This window comes from Paenibacillus taichungensis (assembly GCF_013359905.1).
GTDB classification, from domain to species: Bacteria; Bacillota; Bacilli; order Paenibacillales; family Paenibacillaceae; genus Paenibacillus; species Paenibacillus taichungensis.
On record NZ_JABMCC010000105.1, the window covers coordinates 243,162 to 259,258 of the forward strand.

Genomic DNA, 16,097 nt, shown 5'->3' on the forward strand with positions numbered 1-16,097 from the left:
ATGTGAAGTCAGGATTCGAGGATTCCCGTTCTTCCCTGTTAGTGCTCTCGATCTGATAATAATTCAGCCAAAAGCATGCCAACCTCTACGCAGATGTCATCGAACTGATCCAAGGGCAGCGGGTTGACCCCGAGTCCCACTTCTACCGTGAAGCCAGGCTTCCGAAACTTCTGAATGAACCAGTCTTTGTACCCTGCATCACTTCCACCCAACTTAACTGCCTTGTATCCCGAAGCCTTTGCCAGTCTGCGAGACAGCGGGGCACTCTCCTTTGGCTCCAAATCTCGGTAGTTCCAATATATTTCTTGTCCCTGGCTGTGCAGTGAAACGACAGCATCAAAAGGATGCTGCTCGGTCCACTGTGCAAGTGCCCATGCCTCCGGTTCCGATAAAGGAGCGGTTCCTGCATAATCTCTTGGCCCTGGGGACGTTATCCCTCTTCTAGCCGCCTCTTCCTCCCAATAAGCCGGGAATTGATCGTTCAGGTCTACTCCCCTGATATTGGACTTCCAATGCGTAAAATGGGAGCGTCCGGCATTCCATTCCAGCAAATCTTCTGCATGGGGATGATCATTGACCACGCCCTCTTGCACCAATTCAACTCCATCCGGGTTGACCATGGGCACAGCCCACAGCGTAGTTTCCTGCATCCAGCGTTCCGTCTGGAATTGATGCCATGGCGTATGTGTACTGTAGGCCTTCGCATATTCTTCAATGAACCGCATCAGAACGGCCGTTGTCAGCCACTCATTTGCATGAACAGATGCGTTGACATGAATATGTCTGGGGCCTTGACCCAAACGTAGATAAGGCAAAGCCTTGCCCATGACACTACTGCCAATCGAGCCAATCTCGATAAATGGATACTTCTTTTCGAGCAAACCGATATCACGGCTCATTTCACGATAACCATACTCTCCCTGCAGCTTGACGATAGTTTTTCCATTTGAATCCGGAATATGAATACATCGCCCGCACCAGTCCGGAATGTTCGCTATTTCTGGATTGGCCTCGCGCAATTCTTCTTCATTCAGTCCAAAACGTAATGCAATCACGGCCACTTTCTCCCCAGGCTGTACTGCATACCTGCGCCCCGTCCCCGGCGTAATGCGCAACATCTGTCCTGTCAGTAAATAGGGCTGGGACGCTGCTTCCGGGTTGAGAGCAGCCAGTAACTCCTTCGTCATATGGTTCGCTGCCGCAATACGCGACAAGGTATCTCCCTGATGAACAATAATCCATTGCAGTTCCATGTCGATCTCCTTTCCCTTAGGAAATTGTGTAATCTCCTGTCCTTTTCTCGCTTGTGTCCTTACTGTATGTAATATGTATGCCAATCTGGTTGTCCGTCATGTGACATGAATCGCGTATATCCCTTTAACATAAGAAAAACGTGATGATCATCCGGTGTTCTTCTACTTTTTGGATTGAAAAAAAATCCCGGAACACTAAGTGCTCCGGGATTCTTATAAGCCTAGACATCAAAAAAGCTATGATAATTGCGTAACCTGCCATACAACTGGCGTTTTGGAGATCTGCTCTCCTAACCATTGGCGGGTAATATTCTGGAACATGCGTGGGTCCCCTGTGCAAAAAAACTGATGGACTGGCGTCTCATTTCCACTGGCCAGCTTTCGTTTATCATACAAAATCGTACTAATTTCCCTCGCCGTTTCATCTGCCGAACTAATCAGCTTCACTTCCTGCCCCATAACCTCCTGGATGGTATCCATGAGAAAAGGATAGTGCGTACAACCCAGAATAAGACAATCAATTGGCTGCTGCTTAATTTCGCCTAAAGATTGCTCCACCGTACTTGTCGTTTGCTCGGAACGGAATTCGCCTTGCTCCACCAGTGGCACAAGTGCCGGACAAGCCTGACTGACCACATCAATATAGGGAGACAACTGTTTGAGTGCAGATGTATACGCACCACTACCAATAGTTCCCACGGTGCCAATGACACCGATGCGTCCTGTGCGTGTCGCTGTGATGGCTGCTCGTGCTCCCGGATGAATGACACCAATGACAGGCACATTCACCTTGGCTCGAATATAATCGAGCGCTGCTGCCGTAGCCGTATTACAGGCGATAACGATAACTTTCGGATCGAACTGGATCAAGAAATCAACGATTTGTTCCGTGAATTGTTTAACTTGTTCGGACGAACGGGGTCCGTACGGTGTCCGGGCAGTATCTCCAAAATAGATGATCTTTTCCCGTGGGAGCTGACGCATCACTTCCTTGGCGACGGTCAATCCCCCTACACCGGAGTCTAATATAGCGATTGCTTGCTGCACGAACACACCGCTTCCTTCTTCATTGATTTGGTTCTGTTAACAAATTGGTTCCCAGAGCTTTCTTTCCTACCGTATGAATTTCCAGGCAAAAAGGTACCTACATCTTACCCGATTTCATCGCAGGGTTCAAACAAAATACTGTATCGTACAACTCCTGTACGACCACGCACAACAAAGCAGGCCCCCCTCCAGATGGAGGAAAGCCCGCTCGCGTTCAAGCTTAGTTTTAGATGTTATCTTTGGAGTCGTCGGCAGGTAGCTTCGCGATGACTTCAATACCTGACTCATTCGCTGCATCTGCATTGATGGAAGAATCGGAATCAGTAATGACGGCGGATACGCGCACTTCTTTACCTTCAGCGCAATTGCGCCAGGATTGGATATCCTGGATAACAACATCTGCCGTCTCTTTTACTTTGGATACGATCTGTGCGCTTTGTTCGCCCACCTTAGTAGCCAGCTCCTGACCTTTCTCACTCACCTGACGTGCACCTTCCGAAATGTCCTGACGCAGCTCACGTCCAGATTTTGGTGCCAGCAGCAGTGCTGTCACCGAACCTACAACTGAACCGATTAATGCTCCCCACAACAAACTTTTGTTAGAATCCTTCACGTCGCATCTCTCCCTTTACCTTAAATGAAGTACCGAATAACCAAGCAACGGACTGTTGCTCGTCAATCCGGGCGAATGCCTACTCTGTTGATGCAGTATAAGCAGCAAGGGCTTGACCTGACACTCGGATATCAAAAAAAATTCTGGATACCGTCTTTCGCACCTTCTGACGTTATCGAGATATGTCTCAAGTCTGCCGCGCCGGCTCAAGCGGAGCAGCAGCATGTTCATCACCCGGGTCCAGATCAATTACATATCTTCCTGGTGCAATTATTGCAGCCTGATGCTCACAACGCCAGCGTCGTCCGCCGGAAGATCCCAGCGTCTGTCCATCTTGTAGAACATCCCCCTGATCAAATATGTAATAGGCGGCACCCAGTAATGTCTGGGCTACCGTATCCGGATCGAGTCCAATGAAATGACACTGTACATCAGGCACGCCAAGTGCTGACAAACCTACCGTGTCCATAACCAGCTGACGCTGTTCCTCTGTGCCTCCAGCCTGATACATGCGCACATTCATCGCAGCGTAAAGGTGCTCCTCACGTTCCTGTGACAGCACATAGGCTTCCGGTTCAACTAATTTGTCACTGCCGTACCAGTATAACGCCTCACAAGGCAACACTTCCATGACAGCCTGAATCGTCTTTTGGAACAATTCGAGCCGCTGTTTACGCGGCATGGCAGCAGTGAACATATCATGAAGTCGGATGGAATATCGGATCGTATCCATAGCTTGTCCTGCTTCTGGCCAATGCCAGGCTTGCTGCAAAGCCCCTCCAAAGCGGGCGCGATCTACAATTTCAGTAATGGGGAGCATGCAAGTCTGAGCCGGAATGTTACCTTCCTGAAAAGAAACCGTATGGTCCAGATGGTAGAAAACCAGCATCTCAGGTTTATGCTCCTCATTACCCTTCTTCACATCAAGCCGGACTTGTCCGGTATGACGGCTCAGTGCATCCTGCAGACGCCCTTGATCTATAACGGGACGTTCCTGAAATAACAGCTCAATCATATATACCGGATGAAACCCGGAAGGTATGTCATTCGTTTCATTATTTACTTCTCGATCTTCTTTCCATTCGTTCGTCATGCTGCTTCCCCTCATTCCTTGCTCTGTCCCTCGGCCTGTGTAGTCTGGAAAGGTCCGAGTTCTTTTTCCACATAGGTATTGACCTGATGGGAAAAATGTTCAAGCACGCCCGGCAAGTCACTGCTCAGTGGATGCAGTTGAGACCGCTCCCAGCTGTAATAGTCCTGAACGAGCGGCTTGCGCAACGATACGAGGCGACTAAGCACCTCATAGGTTGCATGATCAAAAACCTTCTCTTCGTGGTTAATCTGAATAATATCGTCATAACTGCTCGCATCACGCATGATGAAGCCATCAATGAGATAACTTCCAACATCCGTAACGATTTCAATTGCCAGATGAAGACAACGTTCCTGTACCAGACCCAGCATTAGACTACCATCCCAGGCTTGTGATGCGCGGCGAAGACCTTCAGCCACCTCCGGTACGGCAGCAAGCCGGCGGGCAATCTGTTCTCTGTTTACGTAATACAATGTGTTCACTTCCCGTTCAGTGAATTATCGGTTCCTTTTTCCTCTTCGCTTCAGCCAAAATAACATCACAGGACAAGCGATCAGAAACACGACAAAAATATATAAAAATTCCATAACGTCTCTTAAATCGCTCATGCAGAGTCCCCTATCCAAAATAGAATGAATAACAGATTAGATTTCGTAGTCCACTGCAATCGACTGCTCTCTGACCTCGTTCATATACTTGATGACTTCCTGATGCAGCGGATGCACCTGATATGCTTGAAGATCTTCCAGTGAGGCAAATTCTGCCGTAAGTGAGATGTCAAAAGATCTGTCCGAACGAAGCACGTCAATACCCACTTCAAGCGAGACCAGAACATCAATTTTTCCTTGCAGATTGCGAAGAACATTCGCAGCCGCTTCGATACTTTCAGGAGAACGATCTTTCATTTTAAACAGAACAATATGTTTAATCATCAGACAAGCACCTCATTTAAGTATAATAATTGGTATGAATGAATTTTCTTGTATCCAAAATATATCATAACGTCCTCTATTACGAAAGGATACTTGGAAACGTTCTCTTAAAAGACAACCTAATCGGGGCTGCTTTCATTCGCCTTGGATTTCTCCTGAGACATATTATCCGTCTGTTCAATTTGGTTTGTCTGTTTTTCCGGTACGACTTCTGCTGCTTGTTCTTTTGTCTCCTTATTCTCCACGTTTGGCTGTGGTGGAGGCCATTCCCTGTCAGACAACCCCTCCTGTTTTTTCAGCACTGCTATAGCCTGTCTGAGCTTGTCAGGCAATGGAAGCCCAATGCGGGCATAATTTTCGGTAATGGATATTAGCTCATTCACCAGATAAAAGTAGATGGCTCCCCCTTTAATGATGTCAGTTCCCATGAGCATGTCAATTCGGTGGGCAAGCAAAATAACCGTCAGCATGAGACCTTTGCGCGCAAGCCCCCAGAATCCAACATTACTATTCAATCCTTTTCCCGTTCTTACTGCCGCAGCGAGACCCGTAATATAATCCACAGCCATTGCAACCGCCAGCAAGCTAAGCAGCTGATCCCATCCACCAAAAGCAAACGTCATGAACGCCCCTGAAATGGCAGCAAAGGTACTCACGGATGGACTCACGTTTCTCACCTCTCCCTCTCATTGATCTCCATACAAGATATGTAAGAATAAGAGATTTTGACAGTCCACATGCCTTGCTGAACACGCGGATTTCTAATTTCAGATTTGTGCACATTGGAAATGGGTTCCTTTAACGGAAATCGAATATTTATGGTTAAATCAGGGAAATAAACCGCATCATATCAACAAAAAATAGATAAAAGTACTAAAGTCTCACTAATAGGTAATTAGACTCATTTTATTTTTATTCATTATCTATTTGATCCCTTAAATTTAGTGAAACATTGTAATCTAGGAATATACTAGGATGTGAATTGCGTCTGGTCTAGTTCATAATTCCTCCTTTGTAGCGGATTCGCGCATCCACTCATTTGAAACAGGTGCACCCGGCACTTGAAAGTACCCCCGTACTTATTGTAGTATTTGGTTAAAAAAATCGGAGGAAATATGCCTAATCAACCAGAACAACATTCCATCCAGGCGTGGTCTCTGATCAACCGTAAATATTTGGGAAAAGGCGTCCGTGTTAAACGATTCCGAAAACCGACACGCTGTCAAATCCGCAACCGTGTTCTTCTTGCCGTGCTGATGGCCAATGATATCAAGTTGTCTCAGCTCGCCGAAGATCTATCCATCTCTTCACGCAGCGTCAGCGCGTGGGTGTATGAAGGACGGATACCCGGCAGTACCAATTTGGACAAGGCATGCCAATTGCTCGGCTACCCGCGCCACATTCTTTTTAATGAAGAAGTGGTACGCAAAAGCCCTGTCATTTGTCAGCCCGAGCCTTCCCGCTTCATGAAGCGTACGGTGACCCGTTCTCCGGTTAGCAACCGTATTCTGACAGGCTTGTGTATGGTCCATGATTTGTCGGTGACAGATGTCAGCCACTGGATCGGGGTTCACCCCGGCACTTTCCGCAAATGGCTGCATCAGGGAACGCTGCCTTCTGCTGCGTTTCAGGAACAAGCGGAACAATTTTTCCGCATCCCGAAAACTATTTTGTTCGCAGATGTCATCTTGAAAGATCGCCACAATAACTAAATTAGCGAACAACCAAAAGGCTCTGTCCTCTCCCAATGGGAAAGACAGAGCCTTTTTAAAATACCATTTTCATCGTACAGATTATATTAAGTTACCATTTCTCCAATCGCTTGCACTCAGCATCGTCTCTCAGGGGCGATAAGCGGCCCTCTTGCCCACCAAACAGCTTTGGGTGCATTATTCCCTTCATTCCCAGTCACTCCTTAACCTGGGCCGGTACAGCGTGCTCTCTGAACGAGGCGAAAATCCCATTGTCGAAATACGCGCGACTTATACTCATATGCCAATATATTTCTTATCCATGCTAACCAACCATTCCATTAAATCATTGATCAATTCTAGAAATAAAACTTCATCGTTAGCTCCCCATCTCCCCGATCTATTTGTACGAACAATTTAATGCAACACATTATATATGAAGTATAAAAAAGCCTACTCCCTTAAGGGAGTAGGCTTTAATTCATCCTTTAATTCAGTTTGAATAACGTTTGATCCGATCTATTCTAAACCCTTGTATGACCTTGTTCTTCAGAAATTTATCCGGCTATATTACTTTCCAATCAAGCACCAATACCTCTATTGTATACAACGACACTATCCTGTCTCATACATCACATTAATCATTCTTAATTTGTACGTACAACTAATTGTATAAGATAACACTGTTCATACTGTTTCTTCCTTCTTTATTTCGAACCGACATTTAGAATCTCATTGATATATTTCAGTCCCGTATAACGATCCCGTAGCAAATGAGCTGTGGTGAAAGCATGTTCCACCATCTCCATGGATACACCCAGTTGTTCAGTCGTCGTAGGTCCCCCAACTTGCTCAAGCCAAGCTATAAGTTGAGAAGCATCCGGCAGATTATTATAAATACGGAAAATCGGCTCTTCGGATTTTTGTGCAAGATCTTTGTATTTTACGGTAAGCAGTGCACAGGCTACTCCCACCTTGGCTCCATGCAAAACAGGCTTGTGCCCTGCCTCCATCAGGTCCATCTCCCACCGATGAGACAGATGATGTTCTCCACCAGATGCAGGACGGGAATGATCGATGATTAGCATAGAAATGCCGGAAGCGATCAGCGCATCCATCAATACAGTCACACCATCGGCCCGTCCTTCAGCGATACCTTGCACATGTTCCACACAGGACGTTAGTGCTTCTTCCGTCATGCGATAAGCAACGGGGCAGAACGGTTCCCCACCCAACTCCCTGGAAACCACCCAGTCCGCCAGTGATGTATATTTACCAAGCATATCTCCGAATCCGGCAGCATTCATCTCTTGGGGAGCTTGTTCCAAAATATCGATATCCGCAAAAATAGCTTCAGGCGGCATCGCCTGGAACGTCTGTTTGACGCCGCTTACAATAAGAGGAGCACCTGCCGAAGTAAATCCGTCAACCGAAGCTGCTGTAGGTACTGACAGAAAAGGCTTGTTCATTTTGGAGCAAACAAATCGTACCAGGTCATGAATGGTCCCTGAACCAGCAGCAATGATCGCCTGACTTTCCTGTTTCACACCTAACAGTACCTGCACAATCCCGCCCTCATCGGCGATCACGTCGCCTGCTTTGTTCTCTGGCATGCACATCGCATCCACATAAACGCCAGCTTCTCGGATGTTCTTTACCACCTCGTGTCCTGCTGCCGGACCTGTAAATCGATCATATACAACTGTTACATGTCTGTATCCTTGTTCGGACAAATAACCAGGTAACCGCTGAATAGCTCCATGCTCCAGATAGACCTGCATTTCTACCAACCGATGATCATGCCCACAAGTACAATTCTGCGCTTCTTCGTTCCATGCGGCAATCCGCTCGTTCATATTCATTTCGCTCTTAACCTCCCTTAAGAAATATCATGCATAATTACATGGAGAAAACCACAAAATGAAAAAAGGAAATAAAATGTGAGTATTTTCCTGATCACACTTTACTTCCTGTATCCAAAATTTGCAAATCCTAAACTCACATTCCCAAGCAGGTGAACCTATGAAATTAACCAAAGAAATAGGAATTTCTCTCGGATTTCTCGCAGGAACGACATTTGGCAGCGGCATCGCCTTTTTGTTTCGCTTTCAAGCATATGAGGTGATGGCCAGTGTTGCACTCTTTGGTATTGCTGGAGCGATAGCAGGCCTATGTGTGCAGCAATTCATATTCAATAAATAAAAAACAAAAAAAGCTCGCGAATTGCTTTTAGAGCAATTTCGCGAGCTTTTTTCTTCGATGCGGTCGAGAGGACTCGAACCTCCACGGGGGTTAACCCACACGGACCTGAACCGTGCGCGTCTGCCAATTCCGCCACGACCGCATAATATGTATCTTCTCATCATGGATGAAAAGCATCCCGGTCAAGCAATTGCTTGTTTTACCGTAATTAAGAGTATACATGCTCTCAAATAAGTTTGCAATACCTTTTTTCCAAGCTGCAATGCAATGAAAAGGACATATGTCCTTTTTTAACCCCATCAAACTCCCTATCGTAGACATTAAGCAGATCATGTGTCCTGCTGGACACGCTATACCTTGCATAGAAAAGGGGAGTTTTTCATGACGATCAAGAACACAACACATGAACGTATTGAAGAAGGAAAACGCAGCATTCACTGGACGGAAATGCATATGCCCCTACTCGGCGAATTGAAAACCCAGTTTGCCAAAGAGCGGCCTTTTGCTGGCTTAACCATCGGTATATGTATTCATGTGGAGCCCAAAACAGCTGTGCTATGCCGCACACTCCAGGCAGGTGGAGCCAACGTTGTATTGACTGGCAGCCCGGGCACAACCAAAGACGCCGTCGCAGCATCTCTGCAAGAAGAAGGCATCACGGTATATGGTCAACGTGCGGACAGACGCAATGAGCACCTGCAAAATATCCACAGCGTACTTCGTCACCACCCCCATCTCCTTATGGATAATGGAGCTGATCTGGCGCGCACGCTCATTCAACAATATGATCCTAACTCTCTTATTGGTGGTACGGAGGAGACGACGACTGGTGCCAATCTGCTGCGTGAAGAGACGGGTGAGAACATTCCTTTCCCGATCATTGTTATTAATGACAGCCCACTCAAACGAATTATGGAAAATGAACACGGTGTTGGACAGACCATTATTGAAGGTTTTATGCGCACTACAAACCTGATTCTGCCCACACGTCGTTTCGTCATCGTAGGTTATGGAACCTGTGGACGAGGCATTGCCAGGTATTTGCGGAATTTGGGCAGTCAGGTCATCGTTGTTGAAACCGATCCGATTGCTGGCTTGGAAGCGGCACTGGATGGATTCAGAGTGGCGCGACTGGAGGATACTTTTGCATTTGCCCAAGTGTATATTACTGTCACTGGACGTCCTAACGCCATTCTGAAGGAACATTTTAATCAAATGAATGATGGAACGATCCTCGCCAATGCCGGACATTTTTCTTGGGAGATGGATCTGGAAAGTCTCCGTCAGGATGCGAAGCATACGGAACAACTGACCGCGGATATCGAACAATTTACATTAGCCAACGGACGTCGACTCATGCTGCTTACTCAAGGCGAGATGCTGAACCTGGCTGGTGGCAGCGGTAACCCTGCCGAAACGATGGATCTAGGCTTGTCCCTACAAGCCGCCTCCCTCCTATATCTTGTACAGCAACGCCAGCATCTCACCCTCGGACCACAGCCGGTTCCTCATAGCGTTAACAACACCATTGCAGGACAGATGTTGAAGCATTTAAGCTACAAAATCTAATCAGTGTGATTGGTGATCTGCATTTAAAGGAGAGGTTCACATGAAAAAAGCGAAACTTTGTTTTATCGGTGCAGGATTCCATGCATCCACGAATATATATCCATCTGCTGTTGAAGCAGGAGCAGACATTCAGGCCATCGCCACCCGCAGTATTGAACGGTCAAGGGATGCTCTCCTCCGTTTTGGGAGCAGCGGGAAAGCGTATGATAATACTCAGCTGATGTTGCAGAATGAAGACTGTGACGGCGTCGTTGTTGTGGCGCAACCAGAGGATCAGACAGCACTTGCCCTTGAATGCATCCGGGCTGGCAAAAATGTATACGTGGATAAACCCCTCGGATGGAATGCTGCCGAAGCTGCTGCTGTGGCTGAAGCTGCCCAAAAGGCAGGTGTGGTTGTCATGGTTGGATTTATGAAACGATATGCTCCGGTCTACATGAAACTCAAGGAACTGATTGATGGTGGATCATTGGGCAGAGCACGTTCTTTCCAAATGAAATTCGCTGTAGACAGCACACCATTCTGCAAGGATGAGGAACAATTCATAAAGCTCGCTGCCATTCATATGGTCGATCTGATGCGTTTTCTGTTCGGGGAAGCCATACAGGTAACAGGCACAACGGTTAAGGACGGAGAACATATTAACCAGAGCATTTCCCTGAAATTTGATCATGGTGTGGTAGGCAGTGCCTACTTTGTTGGCATGAGTGCATGGTCACGCGAAAGCGAAAATGTACTTGTCACCTTTGACAACGGATTTGCGTTAGCAGATGAAATCAACACGCTTACGGTTCATCAATCTCGTACAGGGGATAACCTTCCCTGGAAATCCCTTGAGGAGCAGGATACTGTTTTCACCCCGTCGGGCTCTCCCATGTCAGGGGCTTATCGCGATCTCTACTTACGAGGATTTGTTGGTGAGATGGCTCATTTTATGGAATGCTGCCAGAACAAATCTGATCCACATTCCAGTGGTAAGGATAATATTGAAACCATGGCGTTATGTGATACCATTCTGGCGTCGCTGATCTGACGTTCATACGATATATAAGACCAATCATTTTATACAACTAGAGAAGAGGAAAGAAGCACATGTTAGACGCCGGATTACTTATCATTCGACTTGTTATTGGTTTCATTATGATGGGTCATGCATGCAAGAAACTGTTTGGCTGGTTTGGTGGAGAAGGCATATCAGGAACAGCCGAATTTTTCGGGGCGATTGGTCTGAGGCCCGCAAGAGTTATGGCTGTCTGTGGAGGCCTTATTGAGTTGATCGGCGGGTTCCTGTTTGGGGCAGGTCTGTGGACTGTTTTTGCTGTCATTTTGCTCATCATCACTATGGTTGTTGCCATAGCAAAAGTCCATGCAGGTAAAGGACTTTGGAATCTGAACGGAGGATTCGAGTACAATCTGGTTATGCTCGGATCACTGATCGGTGTTGCACTTGCGGGTGCTGGAGCTTACTCCCTGGACACTTTAATCTAATCAAGCCTTTCATTCCTGAGAACCTCGGTGTTTCGTGATACGAAACCGGGGTTCTTTGTTGTTTTATCTTCATGTAGATGTATGGGATGGGGTTTATAATCCAAGGGAGAAGTGATATGCTCATAGATGAGTAATATGTACATTTATGTGCTGTAGTACTAAAATGGATACTATAAATAACCACCACGAACTGGAGGTGCAATTATAATGAGAAAAAACCCGGCCGATGGGTGCCCCTCGCCATATGGCTGTTCCGTCGAAGTCACGCTGAGCGTCATTGGAGGCAAATGGAAAGGTGCGATTCTATATCACCTATTCTCCGGCTCGTTAAGATTCAACGAGATCAGAAAGTTATTCCCTGATATTACTCAGCGGATGTTAACTCTCCAATTAAGAGAGCTGGAAAGCAGCGGAATTGTTCACAGGGAAATCTATCCCCAAGTTCCACCCAAAGTGGAATATTCGCTTACACCGTTTGGAGAAACGCTCCAGCCGATTATTTACAGCATGCGAGACTGGGGAGAACAGTATACAAATGAAGTCCAGGCCAGATCACAAGAGGTCTAAACAAAAGAAGCTATCCCTCTCTTAGATGGGATTAGCTTCTTTTTATTTCAAGATAGAAGGTACGCAAACCTTATTTTATGACCGTTTGAATGGTAATGGTACGATTACGTCCCTCTTCCTTGGCTTGATATAACGCATTATCCGCCAAATGGAACAACTCTGTCGCCGTTGTGGAATGCAACGGATATTCGGCAATGCCTGCCGAAATCGTCACAGAACGATCAATGGGCAATATACTCTGTTCCACCGATACACGGATATGCTCAGCAATCTGATACGCTGTTTTGGAATTCGTATGTCGCAATAACACAACAAACTCCTCTCCCCCAAACCGGGAACATACATCCTGTGTCCGAACCGACAGTTTAATGATATTCGCGATATGCTTCAGAACCTGATCCCCCGCATGATGCCCATACGTATCATTTATGGATTTGAAGCGATCTATATCCAGTACTACTATGGAGAACGGAACTTCTTCATCAATCCACTGCTGAATAACTTCTTCAAATGTCCTGCGATTGGTCATTCCGGTCAATACATCCGTTCTGGCATCATAAGTTAGCTGGTCCTTTTGCTTTCGAAAGTTCGCCAGTGCACTTAGGACAGTGCGTGTTAATAAGTCCGCTTCCCTGTTCCAATGCGGCTTCATTACAGGCAGATCTACTTTACCCTGATCCACCTGGTTAACCAAATCCGCAAGGTAAACAAACGGACTAGCCAGCTTGCGAGCTACACGAATAACGATAAGCGTCAGAATGATAAACGGAATTGAAGTGTACAACAACAACATACGAATATGTTGATTCAGCTGATCGTATACCATTTGGGTTGGAGATACGACGACAACTCCCCAATCTGTTGTCGGGACCTTATAATAACCTGCGAGTGAATTCACACCCGCCAGGTTCTTGTACTGTTCTTTGCCTGTTTGGTCGTTAAGCAATTTCTGCACAACTTGATTTTTGCTTAGATTTTCACCGATTCTTTCCGTATCCGGGTGAAACAACAACGTCCCTTTGGCATCAACAATATAAAAATAAGAGCCATTACTGGTCCTCAGCTGACTGCCAAATGACAGGTTCAAAATGTTGTTTTCCTGCAGATAGATACTCCCACTAATTAAACCTTTGAATTCACCTGATGGACTGAAGATCGGTTCACTCACAAAAACGACTATGCGTTCCGAATAAGGCGCACGATACGCTTCGGATATAAAGGAAGCCCTCGATTTAAACGCATTTTTCGCTGCATTAGAAGTTATAGGCTGTCCCAGGCTTTTTTCCAAATAAGGAGATGAACCTCGAATAATTCCCGATGCATCTATAAGAGAAACCGAATTGAAGTAGTTACTGCTGTTTCGAATCAAATCCAGTGTGGAATCCAGTTTTTTGGCGTCTGCATAGTCTATGTCCGGAAAATAGTTGGCTGAATACTTCAAACTGCCCTGCATGGATTGAAACAACGAGTCCAGAGTTTGGCTCATTTGCACGGCACTTGAATAATTAAGTGAGAGTGTATTATCAATCAGCGATTGCTTCTGGGATGTATAAGACGAAATAAACATAATGGTCAATGTCATCAAAACGGCAATGGTGACCAATCCACTCAACAGAGCGGTAAGGCTGATTTTTTTGATCTCCCTTACTTTTCTTCTTAATCTGGATGTTTTATTCTTTGCGATCATTATTGCGTCCCCCGGTTTTTCATAAAAAGGCATATTCCTTCTATCTTATACGAAAGTTGTTAAGAAGAAATAAATAGTTTGTGAAGTTCGAATAATTACATAGGAACATTGACGAATTAATGACAATTGATTACATGATATGACACTTTCTTCGAAATCTACTGGATCTGTATTCGAGATTAAAATTCATTTGAATCCACAATAACATATCCCTCGCCAGGCTGCTGTTCTACAAACCCAGCCATATGACGTGATTGAAACGAAATGGGTCCGTCACAACCCACCAAAATACGATTTTGGATTTCATCAGTTGTTTCAGCTGGTAATGCAAACGAGCGCGTATAAGCGAAGTGTTCCTGTAACGTGGTATGAATCGCATTCACCAGTCTGTCATTGCCTGCACGACCAAATACATTCAGCAATACGATACCACCAGAATGCAATTTGTCTTTTAGCATCGTGAAAAATGAGCTAGAAGTAAACTGTGCAGGTGTTCCCGCAGCCGTAAAAGCATCTACAATAATATAATGATATGAGCCTGAGGTTTCCTGCTCCAACAGTTCACGACCGTCACCAACCAGCACTTGATCTCCACGATATCCAAAGAAAGTTCTGCTGAGCTCAACGACTTCAGCATCAAGTTCGGCGACTTTTACTTGACGTTTAGACAAATAGCTTGTTAAGGTTCCAATGCCGTGGCCAATTACAAAAACTGATTGATATTCGGGATTATTTCGTTCCATCAGGTGAACCATCGCTCTTGGATACTCAAGCACCATTCGGGATGGCTCGTCCAGATCCATCGCCCCCTGTACTGCAGCATTGGAGAATTCCAGCACACGAAATCGGCCCTTTTCCCCATAAAGCTTGGATGTATCATATATCGTCAACTCATGCTGTTCACTCTTATTTCGGTATAAAACTCGCACTGACCGTTCTCCCTTCGTACTTTTACGCAAATGATTATACATGTGTTTCTAAAAAAAAACCGACTCCGCTTGAACGGAAACGGTTTTTCCATGACCAATTAGGATTGAATCGCCTCATGCAGAGCCTGGACATACTCCACGCCCAGATTGGAAAGCGAAGCATTCTTATGGCTGATCCAGCCAACATTAATGGTTTCTTCACACTCCAGCGGGACAGGGATGATCTCATTCCCATTCAGGTCGGCACTAAGCACACCTGTCGAGATAGTGTATCCGTTCAAACCGATCAGCAGATTAAACAGCGTAGCTCGATCGTTAACCTGTATGCTTTTGGGATGAGAAAGCGTGCTTAGGATCTCCTCTGAAAAATGGAAGGAGTTATATTCCCCCTGGTCAAAGGACAGGTACGGATAATCCTGAAGTTGTTCAATCGCAACCGATTCCTGCTTCGCCAGCGGATTTTGCACACTGATAAAAATATGCGGCTTGGCAATAAACAGACTGTTAAACACCAGCCCCGCATCCTTAAGCAGCTTGTTAATAACCTTGGAATTGAACTCATTCAGATATAGTATGCCAATTTCGCTGCGTAGGCTTTTTACATCCTGGATAATCTCATAGGTTTTCGTTTCCCGCAGAGCCAGTTCATATTCATCCTGTCCATACTGCTGCACCAGCTTGACGAAGGCATTTACTGCAAACGCGTAGTGCTGTGTGGAGACGGAAAAATGTTGCGGAGACGGCTTCGCGTTCAAATAACGATTCTCCAGCAATTCCGCCTGCTCCACCACCTGGCGCGCATAACTTAGAAATTCCACGCCTTCTTTGGACAAGGTTATCCCTTTATTCGTGCGTTCAAAAATGGTAATCCGTAGCTCCTGCTCCAGATCCCGAATGGCATTCGACAGGCTGGGCTGGGAAATAAACAGCCGTTTGGCGGCTTCATTCATCGAGCCACGCGTGGCGACTTCAATCACATATTTTAGCTGTTGCAGCGTCAATGCATTATTCCCCTCTCTCTGGTGC

Annotated in this window: 16 protein-coding genes, 1 tRNA gene and 1 pseudogene; 6 read left to right on the forward strand and 12 right to left on the reverse strand. The window is 45.9% G+C overall.

All coding sequences use genetic code 11. The features are described 5' to 3' along the window. Positions 1-38 precede the first annotated feature (38 nt). The 7 genes and pseudogenes from HP548_RS10750 to HP548_RS10780 all read right to left on the reverse strand — a co-directional run. Positions 39-1,253: a M14 family metallopeptidase gene (locus HP548_RS10750; RefSeq protein WP_409347649.1), complete on the reverse strand. Its 1,215-nt coding sequence runs from the start codon at positions 1,251-1,253 to the stop codon at positions 39-41. Positions 1,254-1,490: 237 nt separating this feature from the next. Next, complete coding sequence (racE, locus tag HP548_RS10755; protein ID WP_076292102.1) at positions 1,491-2,300, reverse strand: glutamate racemase; 810 nt, start codon at positions 2,298-2,300, stop codon at positions 1,491-1,493. A 226-nt stretch (positions 2,301-2,526) separates the two neighbouring features. Further along, a complete protein-coding gene (locus HP548_RS10760; RefSeq protein WP_175381628.1) occupies positions 2,527-2,913 on the reverse strand; it encodes a YtxH domain-containing protein in 387 nt (128 codons plus the stop codon). 187 nt (positions 2,914-3,100) lie between these two features. Next, positions 3,101-4,006, reverse strand: a complete 906-nt coding sequence (locus HP548_RS10765; protein WP_175381629.1) for a DUF4261 domain-containing protein — start codon at positions 4,004-4,006, stop codon at positions 3,101-3,103. 11 nt (positions 4,007-4,017) lie between these two features. Beyond that, positions 4,018-4,479 (reverse strand): DUF86 domain-containing protein, encoded by a 462-nt coding sequence (locus HP548_RS10770; RefSeq protein ID WP_175381630.1) that lies wholly within the window; start codon positions 4,477-4,479, stop codon positions 4,018-4,020. Between the two features lie 171 nt (positions 4,480-4,650). Beyond that, positions 4,651-4,938 (reverse strand): Dabb family protein, encoded by a 288-nt coding sequence (locus tag HP548_RS10775; RefSeq protein WP_063564906.1) that lies wholly within the window; start codon positions 4,936-4,938, stop codon positions 4,651-4,653. 284 nt (positions 4,939-5,222) lie between these two features. After that, positions 5,223-5,615: pseudogene (locus HP548_RS10780) on the reverse strand (phage holin family protein); the annotation flags it as partial. 438 nt (positions 5,616-6,053) lie between these two features. Here HP548_RS10780 and HP548_RS10785 point away from each other — a divergent pair. Continuing rightward, positions 6,054-6,650, forward strand: coding sequence for a helix-turn-helix domain-containing protein (locus HP548_RS10785; RefSeq protein ID WP_024629188.1), 597 nt, complete (start codon positions 6,054-6,056; stop codon positions 6,648-6,650). Positions 6,651-7,336: 686 nt separating this feature from the next. Here HP548_RS10785 and HP548_RS10790 read toward each other — a convergent pair. Then, positions 7,337-8,491, reverse strand: coding sequence for a sn-glycerol-1-phosphate dehydrogenase (locus HP548_RS10790; RefSeq protein WP_175381631.1), 1,155 nt, complete (start codon positions 8,489-8,491; stop codon positions 7,337-7,339). A gap of 160 nt (positions 8,492-8,651) precedes the next feature. On the opposite strand from HP548_RS10790, the gene HP548_RS10795 reads away from it, so the two are divergent. Continuing rightward, positions 8,652-8,831 (forward strand): hypothetical protein, encoded by a 180-nt coding sequence (locus HP548_RS10795; protein ID WP_063564909.1) that lies wholly within the window; start codon positions 8,652-8,654, stop codon positions 8,829-8,831. Positions 8,832-8,889: 58 nt separating this feature from the next. Here HP548_RS10795 and HP548_RS10800 read toward each other — a convergent pair. Next, positions 8,890-8,973 (reverse strand) — tRNA-Leu (locus HP548_RS10800). A 239-nt stretch (positions 8,974-9,212) separates the two neighbouring features. On the opposite strand from HP548_RS10800, the gene HP548_RS10805 reads away from it, so the two are divergent. From HP548_RS10805 to HP548_RS10820, 4 genes are all read left to right on the forward strand, one after another. Next, complete coding sequence (locus HP548_RS10805) at positions 9,213-10,400, forward strand: adenosylhomocysteinase (RefSeq protein WP_175381632.1); 1,188 nt, start codon at positions 9,213-9,215, stop codon at positions 10,398-10,400. A 40-nt stretch (positions 10,401-10,440) separates the two neighbouring features. Further along, positions 10,441-11,433, forward strand: a complete 993-nt coding sequence (locus HP548_RS10810) for a Gfo/Idh/MocA family protein (RefSeq protein WP_175381633.1) — start codon at positions 10,441-10,443, stop codon at positions 11,431-11,433. 59 nt (positions 11,434-11,492) lie between these two features. Next, a complete protein-coding gene (locus tag HP548_RS10815) occupies positions 11,493-11,888 on the forward strand; it encodes a DoxX family protein (protein ID WP_099853594.1) in 396 nt (131 codons plus the stop codon). Positions 11,889-12,095: 207 nt separating this feature from the next. After that, positions 12,096-12,455 (forward strand): winged helix-turn-helix transcriptional regulator, encoded by a 360-nt coding sequence (locus tag HP548_RS10820; protein ID WP_064639235.1) that lies wholly within the window; start codon positions 12,096-12,098, stop codon positions 12,453-12,455. A gap of 70 nt (positions 12,456-12,525) precedes the next feature. Here HP548_RS10820 and HP548_RS10825 read toward each other — a convergent pair whose 3' ends face one another. The 3 genes from HP548_RS10825 to HP548_RS10835 all read right to left on the reverse strand — a co-directional run bounded on the left by HP548_RS10825 (position 12,526) and on the right by HP548_RS10835 (position 16,072). Beyond that, entirely contained in the window at positions 12,526-14,142 is a 1,617-nt protein-coding gene (locus HP548_RS10825; protein WP_099853596.1) for a sensor domain-containing diguanylate cyclase, read from the reverse strand. Positions 14,143-14,321: 179 nt separating this feature from the next. Beyond that, positions 14,322-15,071 carry a spermidine synthase gene (locus tag HP548_RS10830; protein WP_326067265.1) on the reverse strand — a complete coding sequence of 250 codons (750 nt, stop codon included), beginning with the start codon at positions 15,069-15,071 and terminating at the stop codon, positions 14,322-14,324. Between the two features lie 98 nt (positions 15,072-15,169). Further along, positions 15,170-16,072 (reverse strand): LysR family transcriptional regulator, encoded by a 903-nt coding sequence (locus HP548_RS10835; RefSeq protein WP_076292081.1) that lies wholly within the window; start codon positions 16,070-16,072, stop codon positions 15,170-15,172. Positions 16,073-16,097: the final 25 nt, after the last annotated feature.

Excerpts from the sequence above, each read along its gene's own strand:
- HP548_RS10750 (WP_409347649.1), bottom strand. The coding sequence starts at position 1,253 with ATGGAACTGCAATGGATTATTGTTCATCAGGGAGATACCTTGTCGCGT.
- HP548_RS10790 (WP_175381631.1), bottom strand. The coding sequence starts at position 8,491 with ATGAATATGAACGAGCGGATTGCCGCATGGAACGAAGAAGCGCAGAAT.
- HP548_RS10825 (WP_099853596.1), bottom strand. The coding sequence starts at position 14,142 with ATGATCGCAAAGAATAAAACATCCAGATTAAGAAGAAAAGTAAGGGAG.
- HP548_RS10765 (WP_175381629.1), bottom strand. The coding sequence starts at position 4,006 with ATGACGAACGAATGGAAAGAAGATCGAGAAGTAAATAATGAAACGAAT.
- HP548_RS10815 (WP_099853594.1), top strand. The coding sequence starts at position 11,493 with ATGTTAGACGCCGGATTACTTATCATTCGACTTGTTATTGGTTTCATT.
- HP548_RS10805 (WP_175381632.1), top strand. The coding sequence starts at position 9,213 with ATGACGATCAAGAACACAACACATGAACGTATTGAAGAAGGAAAACGC.
- HP548_RS10775 (WP_063564906.1), bottom strand. The coding sequence starts at position 4,938 with ATGATTAAACATATTGTTCTGTTTAAAATGAAAGATCGTTCTCCTGAA.
- HP548_RS10810 (WP_175381633.1), top strand. The coding sequence starts at position 10,441 with ATGAAAAAAGCGAAACTTTGTTTTATCGGTGCAGGATTCCATGCATCC.
- HP548_RS10785 (WP_024629188.1), top strand. The coding sequence starts at position 6,054 with ATGCCTAATCAACCAGAACAACATTCCATCCAGGCGTGGTCTCTGATC.
- HP548_RS10820 (WP_064639235.1), top strand. The coding sequence starts at position 12,096 with ATGAGAAAAAACCCGGCCGATGGGTGCCCCTCGCCATATGGCTGTTCC.
- HP548_RS10795 (WP_063564909.1), top strand. The coding sequence starts at position 8,652 with ATGAAATTAACCAAAGAAATAGGAATTTCTCTCGGATTTCTCGCAGGA.